Origin of the sequence: Tabrizicola sp. (genome assembly GCF_030694085.1) — a bacterium.
Taxonomy (GTDB): Bacteria; Pseudomonadota; Alphaproteobacteria; order Rhodobacterales; family Rhodobacteraceae; genus Tabrizicola.
This window is the reverse complement of record NZ_JAUXZE010000093.1, coordinates 173,932-189,216: the sequence shown is the minus strand read 5'-3', so window position 1 is coordinate 189,216 and position 15,285 is coordinate 173,932. Positions and strand designations below refer to the sequence as shown.

At 64.8% G+C, this 15,285-nt stretch carries 15 protein-coding genes; 2 read left to right on the top strand and 13 right to left on the bottom strand.

The features are described from left to right. Positions 1-17 precede the first annotated feature (17 nt). Positions 18-887: a hypothetical protein gene (locus Q8M85_RS21985; protein ID WP_305548759.1), complete on the top strand. Its 870-nt coding sequence runs from the start codon at positions 18-20 to the stop codon at positions 885-887. Between the two features lie 157 nt (positions 888-1,044). Then, a complete protein-coding gene (locus Q8M85_RS21980; RefSeq protein ID WP_305548757.1) occupies positions 1,045-2,736 on the top strand; it encodes a DEAD/DEAH box helicase in 1,692 nt (563 codons plus the stop codon). 66 nt (positions 2,737-2,802) lie between these two features. On the opposite strand, the gene Q8M85_RS21975 is transcribed toward Q8M85_RS21980, so the two are convergent. The 13 genes from Q8M85_RS21975 to Q8M85_RS21915 form a co-directional block, all read right to left on the bottom strand. Then, positions 2,803-4,479, bottom strand: a complete 1,677-nt coding sequence (locus tag Q8M85_RS21975) for a ribonuclease J (RefSeq protein ID WP_305548754.1) — start codon at positions 4,477-4,479, stop codon at positions 2,803-2,805. After that, entirely contained in the window at positions 4,476-5,249 is a 774-nt protein-coding gene (locus tag Q8M85_RS21970; RefSeq protein ID WP_305548752.1) for a type III pantothenate kinase, read from the bottom strand. Before Q8M85_RS21970 ends, Q8M85_RS21975 begins: the two co-directional genes overlap by 4 nt. Positions 5,250-5,336: 87 nt before the next feature. Continuing rightward, entirely contained in the window at positions 5,337-6,086 is a 750-nt protein-coding gene (locus Q8M85_RS21965; RefSeq protein WP_305548750.1) for a biotin--[acetyl-CoA-carboxylase] ligase, read from the bottom strand. Beyond that, positions 6,076-7,512 (bottom strand): NADH-quinone oxidoreductase subunit NuoN, encoded by a 1,437-nt coding sequence (gene nuoN / locus Q8M85_RS21960; protein WP_305548748.1) that lies wholly within the window; start codon positions 7,510-7,512, stop codon positions 6,076-6,078. Before nuoN ends, Q8M85_RS21965 begins: the two co-directional genes overlap by 11 nt. After that, positions 7,509-9,062, bottom strand: coding sequence for an NADH-quinone oxidoreductase subunit M (locus Q8M85_RS21955; protein WP_305548746.1), 1,554 nt, complete (start codon positions 9,060-9,062; stop codon positions 7,509-7,511). Before Q8M85_RS21955 ends, nuoN begins: the two co-directional genes overlap by 4 nt. 12 nt (positions 9,063-9,074) lie before the next feature. Then, positions 9,075-11,333, bottom strand: coding sequence for an NADH-quinone oxidoreductase subunit L (nuoL, locus tag Q8M85_RS21950; protein WP_305548745.1), 2,259 nt, complete (start codon positions 11,331-11,333; stop codon positions 9,075-9,077). 179 nt (positions 11,334-11,512) lie between these two features. Next, positions 11,513-11,818 (bottom strand): NADH-quinone oxidoreductase subunit NuoK, encoded by a 306-nt coding sequence (nuoK, locus tag Q8M85_RS21945; RefSeq protein ID WP_197642188.1) that lies wholly within the window; start codon positions 11,816-11,818, stop codon positions 11,513-11,515. Positions 11,819-11,872: 54 nt separating this feature from the next. Further along, positions 11,873-12,286 carry a hypothetical protein gene (locus Q8M85_RS21940; RefSeq protein ID WP_305548744.1) on the bottom strand — a complete coding sequence of 138 codons (414 nt, stop codon included), beginning with the start codon at positions 12,284-12,286 and terminating at the stop codon, positions 11,873-11,875. Next, positions 12,286-12,900, bottom strand: a complete 615-nt coding sequence (locus Q8M85_RS21935) for an NADH-quinone oxidoreductase subunit J (protein WP_305548740.1) — start codon at positions 12,898-12,900, stop codon at positions 12,286-12,288. The genes Q8M85_RS21940 and Q8M85_RS21935 overlap by 1 nt, the downstream gene beginning before the upstream one ends. Next, positions 12,897-13,310, bottom strand: coding sequence for a carboxymuconolactone decarboxylase family protein (locus Q8M85_RS21930; protein ID WP_305548738.1), 414 nt, complete (start codon positions 13,308-13,310; stop codon positions 12,897-12,899). The genes Q8M85_RS21935 and Q8M85_RS21930 overlap by 4 nt, the downstream gene beginning before the upstream one ends. A 4-nt stretch (positions 13,311-13,314) precedes the next feature. After that, entirely contained in the window at positions 13,315-13,809 is a 495-nt protein-coding gene (gene nuoI, locus Q8M85_RS21925; RefSeq protein ID WP_295075007.1) for an NADH-quinone oxidoreductase subunit NuoI, read from the bottom strand. Between the two features lies 1 nt (position 13,810). Continuing rightward, the gene (nuoH, locus tag Q8M85_RS21920; RefSeq protein ID WP_305548734.1) at positions 13,811-14,848 is read right to left on the bottom strand and encodes an NADH-quinone oxidoreductase subunit NuoH; all 1,038 of its coding nucleotides are present in this window, start codon (positions 14,846-14,848) and stop codon (positions 13,811-13,813) included. A 29-nt stretch (positions 14,849-14,877) separates the two neighbouring features. Beyond that, the gene (locus Q8M85_RS21915; RefSeq protein WP_305548732.1) at positions 14,878-15,285 is read right to left on the bottom strand and encodes a hypothetical protein; all 408 of its coding nucleotides are present in this window, start codon (positions 15,283-15,285) and stop codon (positions 14,878-14,880) included.

Genomic DNA, 15,285 nt, shown 5'->3' with positions numbered 1-15,285 from the left:
CGGAGGCTGCCAGCACCATGACGACGCCCGACCCGGACAGCGCCCCGGACAGCGCCCCGGACAGCGACACGGATGGGCCGATCGAAACCTATCCGGGCGCTCCCGACAGTCTGGTCGCGATCTGGAAGCAGCGCAGGCGGCAGTTGAAGCTTGCGCCGTGGGACTGGTTCCCCCCGGCTGACCTTGACCTTTCACCCCTGCTTGCCGCCCGCATCCCCGCGACTCTCCCCCCGCTGGAGGGACGCCAGTCGCTGCACGCCAAGAAACTGCATCTCATGCGGACCGAACTGGCCGGAAAGCCCGAACTTGCGGCGCTGAACGCCATCCTGATCGCGCATCTTCGCAAGCGCCGCTTCCTGCCCCACACTCCGGCCCTTTTCCGCCGCATCTGGACCGAAGCGGGCGCGGCGCTGATGCCCGAACTGCCGGGGCGGTGGCTGATTTCGTCGGCCATCACCTTCGGCGACCACGGCGAGACGGAAGCGCAGCGCCGGATCGGCCTGTCGATCAACATCCTGTTTTCACTGATGAAGCTTTACGAGTTCGAACGTTTTCATTCCGGCTTTGCCGCCGAGACTCCGTTTCCGACCCGCTGGGTCCGACGTCGCCGGCTGCCGCTGGGCATGCCCCATTTCAACCTCGAGGTCGGCGGGCTGGACATCAACCTCCTGGCCCAGATCTGGAACGAAGCGCGGCAAGAGCCGGTGGTGGGACCCCTGGCCTGTTACCTGCTGCAGCGCCTGAACGAGGACCCCGGCACCTTGTTCCGCCGGATCGGGATGATGCGGGCCGACAAGCACCTGGAGCGGTTGGACCGGGCGGTCCCGCCCGGGCAAGCCGACGATGACGGTGAAGGTGACACCGACAGCGCGGCAGAAGGTGGCTGATCCTGGGGCTGCCGGAGGCAATCCGGCACCCGACTTGACCCGAGGGAGGATTTCCTTTATGCGCGGGGAACGCGGCCAATCGGGCCGAGACGCCGGGGCGCCCGGAAACTAGCGTCCCATCATTCATGCGGTCCGATACCGCATCCATAGGACGCTAATGACCAAATTTTCCGACCTCGCGCTGGACCCGCGCGTGCTGCAGGCCGTCACTGAAGCCGGCTATGAGACCCCCACTCCGATCCAGGCCGAGGCCATTCCGCACGCGCTGCAAGGCCGCGACGTGCTGGGGATCGCCCAGACCGGCACTGGCAAGACCGCCAGCTTCACGCTGCCGATGATCACTCTGCTTGGCCAGGGCCGCGCCCGCGCGCGGATGCCCCGGTCGCTGGTGCTTGCGCCGACGCGCGAACTTGCCGCCCAGGTGGCCGAGAACTTCGACATCTACGCCAAGTACACCAAGCTGACCAAGGCGCTCTTGATCGGCGGCGTGGCCTTCGGTGAACAGGACAAGCTGATCGACCGGGGCGTGGACGTCCTGATCGCCACCCCGGGCCGGTTGCTGGACCATTTCGAACGCGGCAAGCTTCTCTTGACCGGCGTGCAGATCATGGTGGTGGACGAAGCCGACCGGATGCTCGACATGGGCTTCATCCCGGATATCGAGCGGATCTTCCAGCTGACCCCGCCCAAGCGGCAGACGATGTTCTACAGCGCCACCATGGCGCCGGAAATCGAGCGGATCACCAAGACCTTCCTGAAGGACCCCGCCAAGATCGAGGTTGCCCGGCAGGCGACGGCATCGCTGACGATCACGCAAAGCCTGATCGAGGTGAAGCCCGTCCGCAAGGACCGCAGCTTTGGCGACAAGCGGTCCGTCCTGCGCGCCCTGATCCGCGCCGAGGGTGAGGCCTGCACGAATGCGATCATCTTCTGCAACCGCAAGATGGACGTGGACGTGGTGGCAAAGTCTCTGAAATCGCACGGCTTCAACGCGGCACCGATCCACGGCGACCTGGAACAGTCGATGCGGATGAAGACGCTGGACGCGTTCCGCGACGGATCCTTGCACCTTCTGGTCGCTTCGGACGTGGCGGCGCGCGGCCTGGACATTCCGGCGGTCAGCCATGTGTTCAACTTTGACGTCCCCTCGCACCCCGAGGATTACGTCCACCGCATCGGCCGCACCGGCCGCGCCGGGCGTTTGGGCAAGGCCTTGACCATTTCGGTGCCCTCGGACGAGAAGTACCTGAAGGCCATCGAAAGCCTGATCAAAACCGAGATCCCGCGCGGCGCGCTGCCCGAGGGCTTCGAACCCGACACCCGCGAAGGCAAGCCCGACCGCCCGCGCGAAGAGCGCAAGGGCCGCGAACGGGGCGGCCGCAGCCGTGATCGCGACCGTCCGGTCAAGGCGCATGACGAAAGCGCGCCGATGGAGCCGCTGGTGGCGACCCCGAAGCCCGAGGCCATCGAGGACACCCCACGTGAGGAACGTCGCGAAGACCGCCGCGAGCCGCGCGCCGACCGTCGCCGCGAAGACCGTGGGGAACGTCACGAGCGTGGGGAGACAAGAGTCGAAGCTCGGGGCGAGACCCGGAGCGATGTCCGCAGCGAAGCTCGGACCGAAGGCCGAAACGAAGGCCGGAGCGAAGGTCGGGGCGAACGGCGGGACGACCGCCGCGAGCCGCGCGAAGAGCGTCGGGATGACCGGCGGGACTATCGCCGGGACCGCGATCTGGGGCCGGCGGTGATCGGCATGGGCGACCATGTGCCGGACTTCATCCTGCGCAGCTTTGCGCTGAAACCATCCAGGACGGAAGAACTGGAAGACGCCACCGGCACCGAGGGTTGATCCACCCGCCAGACAAGCAAAAGGCCCCGTCCAGGACGGGGCCTTTTTTCGATTGCAGACGGTGGATTACTCGGCGACCAGGCGGCTGATCACCACATTGACCTCGGGCTTCTTGCCGATCTCTTCCATCGACACCTGGCGGACCACACGGCGGATTTCTTCCTCAAGCTTCACGTCATCGGCCAGCACCTTGCGGCCAAGGCGCCCCATCAGCTGATCAAGGTCGCCTTCCATCGTTTCGGCCAGCGGGCGGTCGCCGCGTCCAGTGGTGGCAAGGCCCATCAGTTCGACCCAGGGCTCGCCCATCGGGCTGTTCGTCTCATCCAGGATCACCGTCACGGTGACATGACCGTTCAGCGCCATGCGGATGCGGTCGCGGATCACGCCGTCCATCGCGCCGACCATCGCGGTGCCGTCCAGGTAGATGCGCCCGGTCTCGACATATTCCGCCACCACAGGAATATCGCCGGTCAGGTCCACCATCGTGCCGTTCACGGCCACCGCCGCAGCAATGCCGCTTTCGGTGGCGATGCGGACGTGTTCGGCGAGGTGCCGGTGCTCGCCGTGCATCGGGATCAGCATGTCGGGCAGGATCAGCCGGTGGACATGTTCCAGGTCCGGGCGGTTCGCGTGGCCCGAGACGTGGTAGCGGCCGCCCTGGTCATCGATCACCTGAACGCCTTGTTCGGAGAATGCATTCCAGACGCGCAGGACATCACGTTCGTTGCCCGGAATGGTCTTCGAGGAAAAGAGGAAGGTGTCACCCTCTTTCATCTCCAGCCCCAGGTATTTGCCACGGGAAAGCTGCGCGCTGGCCGCGCGGCGTTCGCCCTGGCTGCCGGTGACCAGCAGCATCAGGTTGCGGCGTGGCACCTCCAGTGCCTCTTCCGGCGTCACTGTCCGCGGGAAGCCCGTCATGACCGCCGCTTCTTCAGCTGCCGACAGCATCCGCTTCATCGACCGTCCCAGGACGCAGATCGTCCGGTCCGCGGCACGCCCTGCTTCGGCAAGTGTCTTCAGACGGGCGACGTTCGAGCCGAATGTGGTGGCGACAACCATGCCGGAGCAGCTGCGGATCAGTTCGGTCAGAGGTTCGGCGAGGGTCGCCTCGGACCGGCCCTCATGCGTCGAGAATACGTTGGTCGAATCGCAGGTCATCACCTTGACCGGGCGCTCGGCCACGATGTCGGTAAAGCGGGCGTCATCCCAACCCTCGCCCACCACGGGGGTATGGTCGATCTTGAAGTCGGCGGAATGGAAGATCCGGCCCGCGGGCGTGTCGATCACCAGGGCCGAGCTTTCCGGGATCGAATGTGAGACGGGGACAAACTGCACCTTGAAGGGGCCGACTTCCACAGTGGTGGGGCGCGGTTCCACGACGACGATCTGGTCGACAGGCAGGCCCGCCTCTTCGAACTTGAGCCGCCCAATGGTGGCGGTGAAGCGGCGGGCATAGACCTTCTTGCCCAGCTCGGGCCAGAGCGGCGCCAGCGCGCCGATGTGGTCTTCATGCGCATGGGTGATGAAGATCGCTTCCAGCCGGTCCAGCTTGTCGTGCAGCCAGCTGACGTCGGGCAGGATCAGGTCCACCCCGGGCGAGCCATCCATGTCGGGGAAGGTCACGCCGACGTCGACCAGGATCAGCCGCTCTTTCCCCTTCGGTCCATAGCCATAGACGTAGGAGTTCATGCCGATTTCGCCGGCACCGCCGAGAGGAAGATAGATCAGGCGGTTCGCGCTCATGTGTGTTCCTTGTTCAGGTCGTGGATCAGGACGAGGCCGTGCATGGTCAGGTCGTCCTCGATCGCATGAAATAGTTCGGTTCCCTGCGCAAACAGCGAGGCAAGGCCCCCCGTCGCAATCACTTTCATCGGACGGCTGCGTTCGCGCCGCACTTCGCGCACGATGACCTCGACCAGCCCGATGTAGCCCCAATACACGCCGGACTGCATGCAGGCCACCGTATTCGTGCCGATGGCCTTTGCGGGCCTGGCCACATCGACGTGAGGCAGGGCTGCGGCGGCCATGTGGAGCGCCTCGAGGCTGAGGTTCACGCCGGGCGCGATGACGCCGCCGATGTAGGCGCCATCGGTGTCGACGACGTCAAAGGTGGTTGCGGTGCCGAAGTCGACGACGATCAGGTCGCCCCCGTGCCGGTCAAAGCCCGCCACGGTGTTGACCAGGCGATCCGGGCCGACCGTGGTGCCCTGGTCGACCCTTGGGGCGACGGGAAGGCGACAGTCGGGCTTGCCCACGACCAGCGGGCGGCAACCGAAGTAGCGGTCGCAAAGGACCCGCAGGTTGAAGACCACGCGCGGCACGGTGGAGGAGATGATCGCCTCGGTGATCGTGGCTTCCGTGCTGGTCAGGGTCATCAGGCTGGAGAGCCAGACGAAATATTCGTCTGCCGTCCGCTTGTGGTCCGTGGCGATGCGCCAGGTGGCCAGGAAGCGCGCGCCGTTCCAGACCGAGAAGACGGTATTGGTGTTGCCGCAGTCGATGGCGAGAAGCATGGGCTGGGTCTCGAGGTTCAAGGGCGGACCGGGGGTTTCACACCCCCGGACCCCCGTGGGATATTTGGGCAAAGATGAAAGCAGCGGTCAGAAGAACACCTCGGCGGCGGGGATGGCAAGGGTGGCTTGCCCGGTGCGAAGGATGAGGTTGCCCTGGGCGTCGATGGTTTCGAAGGTGCCCTCGTGCGTCTCGCTGCCGGTGCGGGCGCGGATCGGTTGGCCCAGGCGCGCGGCGTGGGCGAGCCAGGCGGCCCGGAGGGGGGCGAAGCCTTGGGTGGTGAAGGTGACCTCCCAGCGGGAGCAGGCCGGGGCAAGGGCGTCGAGAAAGCCTTCGGGCGTGATCCCGAGGCCGGTCTCGACCAGAAGCGACACGGGGGGGACCGCCCCGGTTTCGACGACGGAGGCATCGGGAGCGGCGATCAGGTTGACCCCGATGCCGATGCAAAGGATCGGGTCGGGGCCGTTCAGGCCCTGGCTTTCCAGCAGGATGCCGGCAAGCTTGCCACCGTTGCACAGGACGTCGTTCGGCCATTTCAGCGTGAAGCTTTGCGGCAGGCCGGTCAGTTGCACCAGCGCATCGCGCAGAGCAAGCGCGGCGGCAAAGGACCGAAGTGCGACGGTCTCGGGCGGCTCGGTGGGTTTCAGGACCAGGGTGCCGTGGAAGTTTCCCGGCGGGCTGGACCAGGGCCGGGCCCGGCGACCCCGCCCTGCGGTCTGAACCCCGGCGAGGATCCAGGTCGGACCGGCAAGCGTCGCGGCCTGCCGGAAACCTTCGGCATTGGTGCTGTCGGTCTTGGGCAGGACGATCCGCCCTGCCCCGTCGCCCTTAGCGGACAAGCGCTTCGGCGGCCAGGGCCGCAGGCGCCTCGATCCCGAACAGGTTCACGATCCCAAGAAGCATGATCGCCGCCACCGCGACCAGCATGCCCCATTGCACCGGGGCCATGCGGCTGTCGACGGGCTCCTGTTCGGCCCCGAAGTACATGAAGTAGACGAGGCGCAGGTAGTAGAAGGCGCCGATCACCGAGGCCACGGCGCCTGCGACGGCCAGCCAGACCCAGCCCGCGTCCACCGCTGCCTTCAGCACGTAGAACTTGCCGAAAAACCCCACCATCGGCGGCACACCGGCCAGCGAGAAGAGGAGGACCAGCATCGCGAGTGCCTTCAGCGGTTCCTTCTTCGCGAACTGGTTCAGGCCGGCGATGTCGCTGACCGGCCGTCCGTCACGCTCCATCGACAGGATGAAGGCAAAGGTGCCGACGTTCATCGTGACGTAGATCGCCATGTAGATCATCGTCGCCTGCACCCCGTAGGCCGTGCCGACGCAAAGGCCGATCAACGCGTAGCCCATGTGGGCGATGGACGAATAGGCCATCAGTCGCTTGATGTCGCGCTGGCCGATCGCGGCCACGGCCCCCAGGAACATCGACGCCACCGCCAGCGCGGCAAGCACCTGGCCCCATTGGCCGGGGATGCCACCGAAGGCGTCCTGCACAAGGCGGGCAATCAGCGCCATCGCCGCAACCTTGGGCGCGGTGGCGAAGAAGGCGGTGACCGGGGTGGGCGAGCCTTCGTAGACGTCGGGGGTCCACATGTGGAACGGCGCGGCACTGACCTTGAACGCAAGGCCCGCCAGCATGAACACCAGCCCGAACAGCAACCCCAGCGGCACGCTGTCGCGCACGGTGGACAGGATGCCGACAAACTGCGTCGTGCCCGCATAACCGTAGACCAGCGATGCGCCATAGAGCAGCAAGCCAGAGGACAGCGCGCCGAGGACGAAGTATTTCAGGCCCGCTTCCGACGACTTGGCACTGTCACGGCGGATCGAGGCGATGACGTAAAGCGCCAGCGATTGCAGTTCCAGCCCCATGTAGAGGGTGATCAGATCGGCCGAGGAGACCATGACCATCATCCCGACCACCGAGAGCGTGACGAGGATCGGGTATTCAAAGCGCAAGAGCTCACGCCGGGTCATGTAGTCCTGGCTCATCACCAGAACGGCGGCGGCAGAGAGAAGGATCGTCACCTTGGCGAAGCGCGCGAAGGGGTCGTCGACGAAAAGCCCGCTGAAGACCAGCCGCTGCCCTGCCCCGCCTGCCCCGATGTAAAGCGCGAGCGCCACGAAAAGCCCTGCCGTCGCCCAGACCAGCGTGGCGGCCAGCTTGTCCTTGGTGGTGTAGACCGCCAGCATCAGCGCGGCCATCGCATAGCCCGCCAGCACGATCTCGGGCAACAGGGTCTGGAAATCGGCGGAAGTCATTCCGAATGTCCTTCATTCAGGGCCAGGCTGGTGCCGTCAGCGGGCAGCGCGGCCTGGTAGTCGGTGACAAGGGCCGTGACAGAGGGCCCGATGATGTCGGTCACGAGGCTGGGGTAGACGCCCAGGATCAGGGTCATCGCGATGAGGGGGGCGAAGATCGCCTTCTCGCGGCGGTCCATGTCGGTGATCGAACGCAAGGCCTCTTTGATCAGGTCGCCAAAGACGACCCGGCGGTAAAGCCAAAGCGCGTAGGCCGCCGAAAGGATCACGCCGGTCGCGGCGACGGCGGCGACCCAGGTGTTGACCTGGAAGATGCCCATCAGCGTCAGGAATTCACCGACGAACCCGCTGGTCCCCGGCAAGCCGACATTGGCCATCGTGAAGAACATGAACACCAGCGCATAGGTCGGCATCCGGTTCACGAGGCCGCCATAGGCGTCGATGTCGCGGGTGTGCATCCGGTCGTAGATCACGCCGACGCACAGGAACAGGGCGCCCGAGATGAAGCCGTGGCTGATCATCTGGAAGATCGCCCCGTCAACACCCTGCTGATTGGCGGCGAAGATGCCCATCGTCACAAAGCCCATATGCGCGACCGAGGAATAGGCGATCAGCTTCTTCATGTCGGTTTGCGCCAGGGCCACCAGCGACGTGTAGACGATGGCAATGGCAGACATCCACAGGACCAGCGGCGCCATGACATCGGACCCGACCGGGAACATCGGCAAGGAAAAGCGCAGGAAACCGTAGCCGCCCATCTTCAAGAGGATCGCCGCAAGCACGACGGACCCCGCAGTCGGGGCCTGCACGTGCGCGTCAGGCAGCCAGGTGTGCACCGGCCACATCGGCATCTTCACGGCGAAAGACGCGAAGAACGCAAGGAACAGCATCGTCTGCAGGCCGCCGACGACCTGGATGCCAAGGATGCTGAACGTCTCGGACCCGAAGTTGTGGACCAGAAGCTTGGTGATGTCGGTCGTGCCCGCTTCGAAATACATCGCGATCATCGCGACCAGCATCAGAACCGAGCCGAGGAAGGTATAAAGGAAGAACTTGAACGCGGCATAGATGCGTTCCTTGCCGCCCCAGATGCCGATGATCAGGAACATCGGGATCAGCCCTGCCTCGAAGAACAGGTAGAACAGCACCAGGTCCAGCGCCATGAACACGCCCAGCATCAGCGTCTCAAGCACCAGAAAGGCGATCATGTATTCCTTGACGCGGGTTTCCACGTTCCAGCAGGAATATATCGTGATCGGCATCAGGAACGTCGTGAGCATGACGAACAGGATCGAGATCCCGTCCACACCCATCTTGTAGGTCAGGCCCAGGATCCATGTCCGTTCCTCGACGAACTGGAAGCCGGTGTTCGAAGGATCGAACCGGAGCAGCACGAACAGCGAGATGACGAAGGTCGCCGAGGTGGTAAAGAGCGCAAGCCACTTTGCCCCAGCCCGCGCCGCCGCGTCGTCGCCGCGCATGAACAGCGCAAGGATCAGCGCCGCAACCAGCGGCAGGAAGGTGATGATCGAGAGAAGCTGGTTTTCCATTGTGCGCGCCCCTTACTTCGCGCCGCCGAAGAGCGTCATCCAGGTGACCAGGATCACGATCCCCAGCACCATCGCGAAGGCGTAGTGGAACAGGTAGCCGGACTGCGCGCGGCCTGCGAGACGGGTCAGCGCGGGGATGATCCCCATCGCGACCCCGTTGAGCGAGCCGTCGATGACATTGCCGTCGCCCTTCTTCCACAGGAAGCCCCCAAGCCATTTGGCCGGGCGGACGAAGATCACGTCATAAAGCTCGTCGAAGTACCACTTGTTCAGAAGGAACAGGTAAAGCGGGCGCTGCTGCGCGGCCAGGCGGCGCGGCAGGCTCGGGTCGCGGATGTAGAACAGCCAGGCCACCGCGAAACCGATCAGCATGGCGATGAAGGGCGAGACCTTGACCCAGGTCGGCACCACGTGCGCCGCGTTGATCATCGTGGTCGGCGCGTGTTCCGCCTTTGCGGCCTTGTCGGCGTCAAGGCGGGTGTCGACCACGGCCTGTTCTTCCGGCGTGAAGGGCAGCATCACCAGCGCGCCCTTGGGGGCGACGCCTGCGGCATGGCCCTCGGTCGCGGCGTGGGCTTCGGGCGGGACAGCCTCGGTCGGGACAGCCTCGGTCGGGGCGGGTTCGGCCAGGATGGTCTCACCCTCGGTCGAGGCCGCGGCAACTTCGCCGTGGCCGGCGTCGCCCTCCGCCTCGCCATGGGCGGCGGTTTCCATGCCGAACCAGTTCCGCACCGCGGTCTCGTCGCCGAAGAACACCTTGTACCACAGCATCCCCGAGAAGATCGCGCCCAGCGCCAGGACGCCCAGCGGGATCAGCATGACCATCGGGCTTTCGTGCGGCTCGTGATGGCCGTGCCCGTGATCGTCATGACCATGCCCATGCGCCGCGTGGCCATGGCCATTTGCCCGGCTTTCCCCGAAGAAGGTCAGGAACATCAGGCGCCAGGAATAGAAGCTGGTGAAGCAGGCGGCGACGACCAGAAGCCAGAAGGCAAAGCCTGATCCGACCCAGGCGCTTTCGATCACCGCGTCCTTCGACAGGAACCCGGCAAAGCCGTAATGCGTCAGCGGGATGCCCACGCCAGTGATGGCAAGCGTGCCGATCAGCATGGCGGCGAAGGTGTAGGGGATCTTCTTCCGCAGCCCGCCATAGTTGCGCATGTCCTGTTCGTGGTGGGTCGCATGGATCACCGACCCCGCACCCAGGAACAGCATCGCCTTGAAGAAGGCGTGGGTGAACAGGTGGAACATCGCCACCGAATAGACGCCCACCCCGGCAGCCACGAACATGTAGCCCAGCTGCGACATGGTCGAATAGGCGATCACGCGCTTGATGTCGTTCTGCACCAGGCCAATGGTCGCCGCGACAAAGGCGGTCAGCGCGCCAAGGACGGTGATGAAGGCCAGCGCCTGCGGTGCGTATTCATAGACCGGCGACATCCGGCAGACGAGGAAGACCCCCGCCGTCACCATGGTTGCTGCGTGGATCAGCGCCGACACCGGGGTCGGGCCTTCCATCGCGTCCGGCAGCCAGGTGTGCAGGAACAGCTGCGCCGATTTCCCCATCGCCCCGATGAACAGAAGGACGCCGATCAGGTTCGCGGCGTTCCCTTCGCCCCAGAGGAAGGTCAGGTTCGTCTCGGCCAGCGCGGGCGCGGCGGCGAAGACGTCATCGAAGCGGATGCTGTCGGTCAGGTAAAAGAGCGCGAAGATGCCCAGCGCAAAGCCGAAATCGCCGACGCGGTTGACGATGAAGGCCTTCATCGCCGCCGCGTTCGCGCTTGCCTTGCGGTAATAGAAGCCGATCAGAAGGTAGGATGCGACGCCCACGCCCTCCCAGCCGAAGAACATCTGGACCAGGTTGTCACTGGTCACCAGCATCAGCATCGAGAAGGTGAAGAACGACAGGTAAGCGAAGAAGCGGGCCTTGTAATGCTCGCCCTCGTGCCAGTTCTCGTCATGCGCCATGTAGCCGAAGCTGTAGAGATGGACGAGCGCGGACACGCTGTTCACCACGACCAGCATGATCGCGGTCAGCCGGTCCAGCCGGATCGCCCATTCGCTGCCCATCGTGCCGGATTCGATCCAGCGCATGATGACGATGCGCTGCGTCTCGCCGTCGAAGGTCAGGAAGATCTGCCAGGAAAGCGCGGCGGCCAGGAAGATCATCGCCGTGGTGATGACCTGTCCGGCCTTCTCGCCGATCAGGCGCCAGCCGAAGCCGCAGATCAAGGCCCCGATCAGGGGAGCGAAAAGGATGATCGTTGCCATTTACTCGGTCCTGCCTTGGCTGGATGCGCAGGCGGGCGACCCGCAGCGCGTAGATTGGAATTCGTTCGCCGGAACCGATCCGGCCGTGCGGCATGCCTCGCACTCCAGGTCAAGCATCCGGCCCTTCAGGGCCGTCACCCGCATCCCGAACACGTTGCGATCCCCGACCTGCATGGGGCTCAGCCCTTCATCACGTTGACGTCTTCCACCTCGATGGTGCCGCGGTTGCGGAAGAAGACGACAAGGATGGCCAGACCGATCGCGGCCTCGGCGGCGGCGACGGTCAGGACGAACATGGTGAAGACCTGCCCCACCAGATCGCCCGAATAGGACGAGAAGGCGACAAGGTTGATGTTCACGGCCAGAAGCATCAGTTCGATCGACATCAGGATGACGATCACGTTCTTCCGGTTCAGGAAGATCCCGAAGATCCCGATGACGAACAGCGCCGCGGCCACCGTCAGGTAATGTTCAAGTCCGATCATCTGTCCGTTCCCTCTTGGGCTCTATGCGGCCCGTTCGTTCCGTCGTTCGTTTCGTCAGTCCTGCCGGGCCAAGCCGCAGGCGCAATGGCCTCGGGCGATGCTGCCCCGGCTGGCCCGGTATCCCTTGGCGCGCAGGCTGGCCTGGATCTTGCCCAGCGTGTGCGGCACCTCGTCCCAGATCGCGTCGCGCAGGATCCCGGCGGCGCTGTCCAGGCTGTCCTCGGCCTTGCCCTGGCTCACCCGCAGTGCCCGTCCCGACCCACAGTCGGCCAGCACCATCTCGCCTGTCGGCTCGCGGTCCGACGCGGTCCAGAACAGCACGACATCGCCGCGCACGCCCTGGTCCTGCATCTCGACCACGCGCCCCTGATCGTCCTGGCACACCGGCAGCCCCGGAAGATCCGGGGTCCGCGCCCAGGCGGGCACGGCCAGCGCGGTGACCACCAGAAGGGGGGCGGCGGCGTGCATCACAACCCCTGCCCCGGTTTCACGTCCTTCAGCTCCATCGCCTTGGCCGGGTCGCGCCACATCTGCTGCAGCACGTTCTGGCGCTTGACGTCCTTGCGGTGGCGCAGCGTCAGAAGGATCGCGCCGATCATCGCGACCAGCAGGATCAGGCCGGACAGTTGGAACAGCAGGAAGTAACGGTCATACAGGATCATCCCCAGCGCCCGGGTGTTCTCCATTTCGGTCGGGGCGGGGGCCACGGCCTGACGCAGGCCCTCGGCCCCGTCCGCCGCCGTCCAGACGCCGACGCCGATGGCGACCTGCATCAGCAGGACCACGCCGATCAGAAGGCCCAGCGGCATGTAGCGCGCCAATTCGCCCTTCAGCGCGGCAAAGTCGATGTCCAGCATCATGACGACGAACAGGAACAGCACCGCCACCGCGCCGACGTAGACGATAACCAGAAGCATCGCCACGAACTCGGCCCCGAGCATCACGAAAAGGCCGGAAGTCGACAGGAACGCCAGGATCAGCCACAGCACCGAATGAACGGGGTTGCGGCTAAGCGTGACCATGAGGCCCGAGGCGACCGTGCTTACGGCGAACATGTAGAAGGCGAAACTGAAGACGGTCATGCGTCTTTCTCCTCAGGGGTCTCGGCGAAGACGGACTGGGCAATTTCCAGCGCCTTCTGCATGGCGGGGACGCCGCCGAACATCGACATCTGCCAGATCACTTCCGCGACCTCGCGCTTGGTGGCCCCGGCGGCCAGCCCGTTCTTGATCGTCATCCGCAGTTGCGGCTCGCCCACCGGGCCAAGCACCGTCAGGGCCGCGATGGTGACCAGAAACCGGGTCCGCGCGTCCAGACCTTCGGGGTTGAAGGTCTTGCCGAACCACATCTCCAAGAGTTCCTTCGGCATCGCCGGAAAGAACTTCTCGAACGCCTTCGCGTCGACGTTTTCCATGCCGGGCATGAAGGACTGGGCCATCTTCTGACCCTGCTCCATCATCGTGGCGAACATCTTGGCGAAATCGTCGGTCATGGGATCACCGGTATGGGGCGTCGATTTCAAGGTTGCGGGCGATCTCGGCTTCCCAGCGGGCGCCGTTCTCCAAGAGGCGGTCCTTGTTGTAGAACAGCTCTTCCCGCGTCTCGGTCGAGAATTCGAAGTTCGGGCCTTCGACGATGGCATCGACCGGGCAGGCTTCCTGGCAGAAGCCGCAGTAGATGCACTTGGTCATGTCGATGTCGTACCGAGTGGTCCGGCGGGAGCCATCCTCACGCGGTTCGGCGTCGATGGTGATCGCCTGCGCCGGGCAGACCGCTTCGCACAGCTTGCAGGCGATGCAGCGTTCCTCGCCGTTCGGATAGCGGCGCAGCGCATGTTCGCCGCGGAAGCGGGGCGACAGCGGCCCCTTTTCATGCGGGTAGTTCACCGTCGATTTCGGCGCGAAGAAGTACTTCATCCCCAGGCCGAAGCCCTTGATGAAGTCCATCAGCAGGAAATACTTCGTGGCGCGGGTCCAGTCGATGTTGGACATGTCAGCCTCCAATCGTCCAGCGGGCCCAGAAGCCGCCCAGCACTTCGAATTTCGCCAGGAACGCCACGATCACGACCCAGGCCAGCGACATCGGCAGGAAGACCTTCCAGCCGATCCGCATCAGCTGGTCATAGCGGTAGCGGGGGACGATCGCCTTCACCATGGCGAACATGAAGAAGAAGAGCCACATCTTCGCAACCATCCACCACCAGCCGTCGGGCAGGCCGGGGATCGGCGAGAGCCAGCCGCCGAAGAACAGAAGGCTGATCAGCGCGCACATCAGGAAGATGGCGATATATTCGCCGGCCATGAACAGAAGGTAGGGCGTGGACGAGTATTCCACCATGAACCCGGCGACGAGTTCGGATTCAGCCTCGGGCAGGTCGAAGGGTGGGCGGTTGGTCTCGGCCAGCGCCGAGATGAAGAACAGGAACACCATCGGGAAATGCGGCAGCCAGTACCAGTTGAACAGGCCCCAGTCCCCGTCCTGCGCGGCCACGATGGCCCCGAAGTTCATCGCACCCGTGGAGATGATCACCCCGATGATGATCAGGCCCAGCGACACTTCGTAGGAAATCATCTGTGCCGCCGACCGCAGCGAGCCAAGAAACGCGTATTTCGAGTTCGAGGCCCAGCCGCCCATGATCACGCCGTAAACCTCCAGACTGGAGACGGCAAAGACGAACAGGATCGCGACGTTGATGTTGGCCAGGACCCAGCCGTCATCGAAGGGGATCACCGCCCAGGCGAGGATCGCCAGCACGAACGACAGCATCGGCGCCAGGAAGAACACCGGGCGATCTACCCCGGCGGGGATCACGATCTCCTTGACCACGTATTTCAGCGCGTCGGCCACCGATTGCAGCAGGCCGAACGGCCCCACCACGTTCGGGCCGCGCCGCATCTGCACCGCCGCCCAGATCTTCCGGTCGCCGTAGACAAGGAACAGAAGGCTGATCATCACGAAGGCCACGATCAGCAGCGACTGCGCCGCGATCAGCACCGCCGTCCCGAACCCCGTGGCAAGAAACCCGTCCATGTCAGTCCCTCATCCTCAAATCGCCAGCCTTACTGGCCAGGTATTCCAAGCACTTCGCACTCTGCCACCGCCTGTGCGGTGTCGATGGTGCGAAGGCCCTCGGGCCTCTCGGCCGAGAGCAGATAGACCGCATCCCCGACCCATGTCCGCCCGTCCTTCTTCACGATGGTCCGCACCTGGCGTGCGAAGCCAAAGCCTTGATCCAGCGCATATTGCGCGGCAGCACAGCGGCCATAGGCCTCGACGTCCGACCCGTCCTTCGTCCCGGTCAGCGCGACCGTGAGACTGACCAGGTCCTTGTCGAGAAGGATCGTCGAGACCCCCTGATAGACCGGCGCTTGCCCGCGTTCCTCTGGCACCTCTCCGCCGGGCGCGCAAGCCCCCAGTGCCGCTGTCGCGGTGCCAAGGCTGGCCAGAAGCGAGAGGCGCTGCGCCAT

Bases quoted from the DNA above. Each gene is read 5' to 3' on its own strand.
- Q8M85_RS21985 (WP_305548759.1), top strand. From the start codon at position 18: ATGACGACGCCCGACCCGGACAGCGCCCCGGACAGCGCCCCGGACAGC.
- Q8M85_RS21980 (WP_305548757.1), top strand. From the start codon at position 1,045: ATGACCAAATTTTCCGACCTCGCGCTGGACCCGCGCGTGCTGCAGGCC.
- Q8M85_RS21975 (WP_305548754.1), bottom strand. From the start codon at position 4,479: ATGAGCGCGAACCGCCTGATCTATCTTCCTCTCGGCGGTGCCGGCGAA.
- Q8M85_RS21970 (WP_305548752.1), bottom strand. From the start codon at position 5,249: ATGCTTCTCGCCATCGACTGCGGCAACACCAATACCGTCTTCTCGGTC.
- nuoN (WP_305548748.1), bottom strand. From the start codon at position 7,512: ATGACTTCCGCCGATTTCCAGACCCTGTTGCCCGAGATCGTGCTGGCG.
- Q8M85_RS21955 (WP_305548746.1), bottom strand. From the start codon at position 9,062: ATGGAAAACCAGCTTCTCTCGATCATCACCTTCCTGCCGCTGGTTGCG.
- nuoL (WP_305548745.1), bottom strand. From the start codon at position 11,333: ATGGCAACGATCATCCTTTTCGCTCCCCTGATCGGGGCCTTGATCTGC.
- nuoK (WP_197642188.1), bottom strand. From the start codon at position 11,818: ATGATCGGACTTGAACATTACCTGACGGTGGCCGCGGCGCTGTTCGTC.
- Q8M85_RS21940 (WP_305548744.1), bottom strand. From the start codon at position 12,286: ATGCACGCCGCCGCCCCCCTTCTGGTGGTCACCGCGCTGGCCGTGCCC.
- Q8M85_RS21935 (WP_305548740.1), bottom strand. From the start codon at position 12,900: ATGACCGTCTTCAGTTTCGCCTTCTACATGTTCGCCGTAAGCACGGTC.
- Q8M85_RS21930 (WP_305548738.1), bottom strand. From the start codon at position 13,310: ATGACCGACGATTTCGCCAAGATGTTCGCCACGATGATGGAGCAGGGT.
- nuoI (WP_295075007.1), bottom strand. From the start codon at position 13,809: ATGTCCAACATCGACTGGACCCGCGCCACGAAGTATTTCCTGCTGATG.
- nuoH (WP_305548734.1), bottom strand. From the start codon at position 14,848: ATGGACGGGTTTCTTGCCACGGGGTTCGGGACGGCGGTGCTGATCGCG.
- Q8M85_RS21915 (WP_305548732.1), bottom strand. From the start codon at position 15,285: ATGGCGCAGCGCCTCTCGCTTCTGGCCAGCCTTGGCACCGCGACAGCG.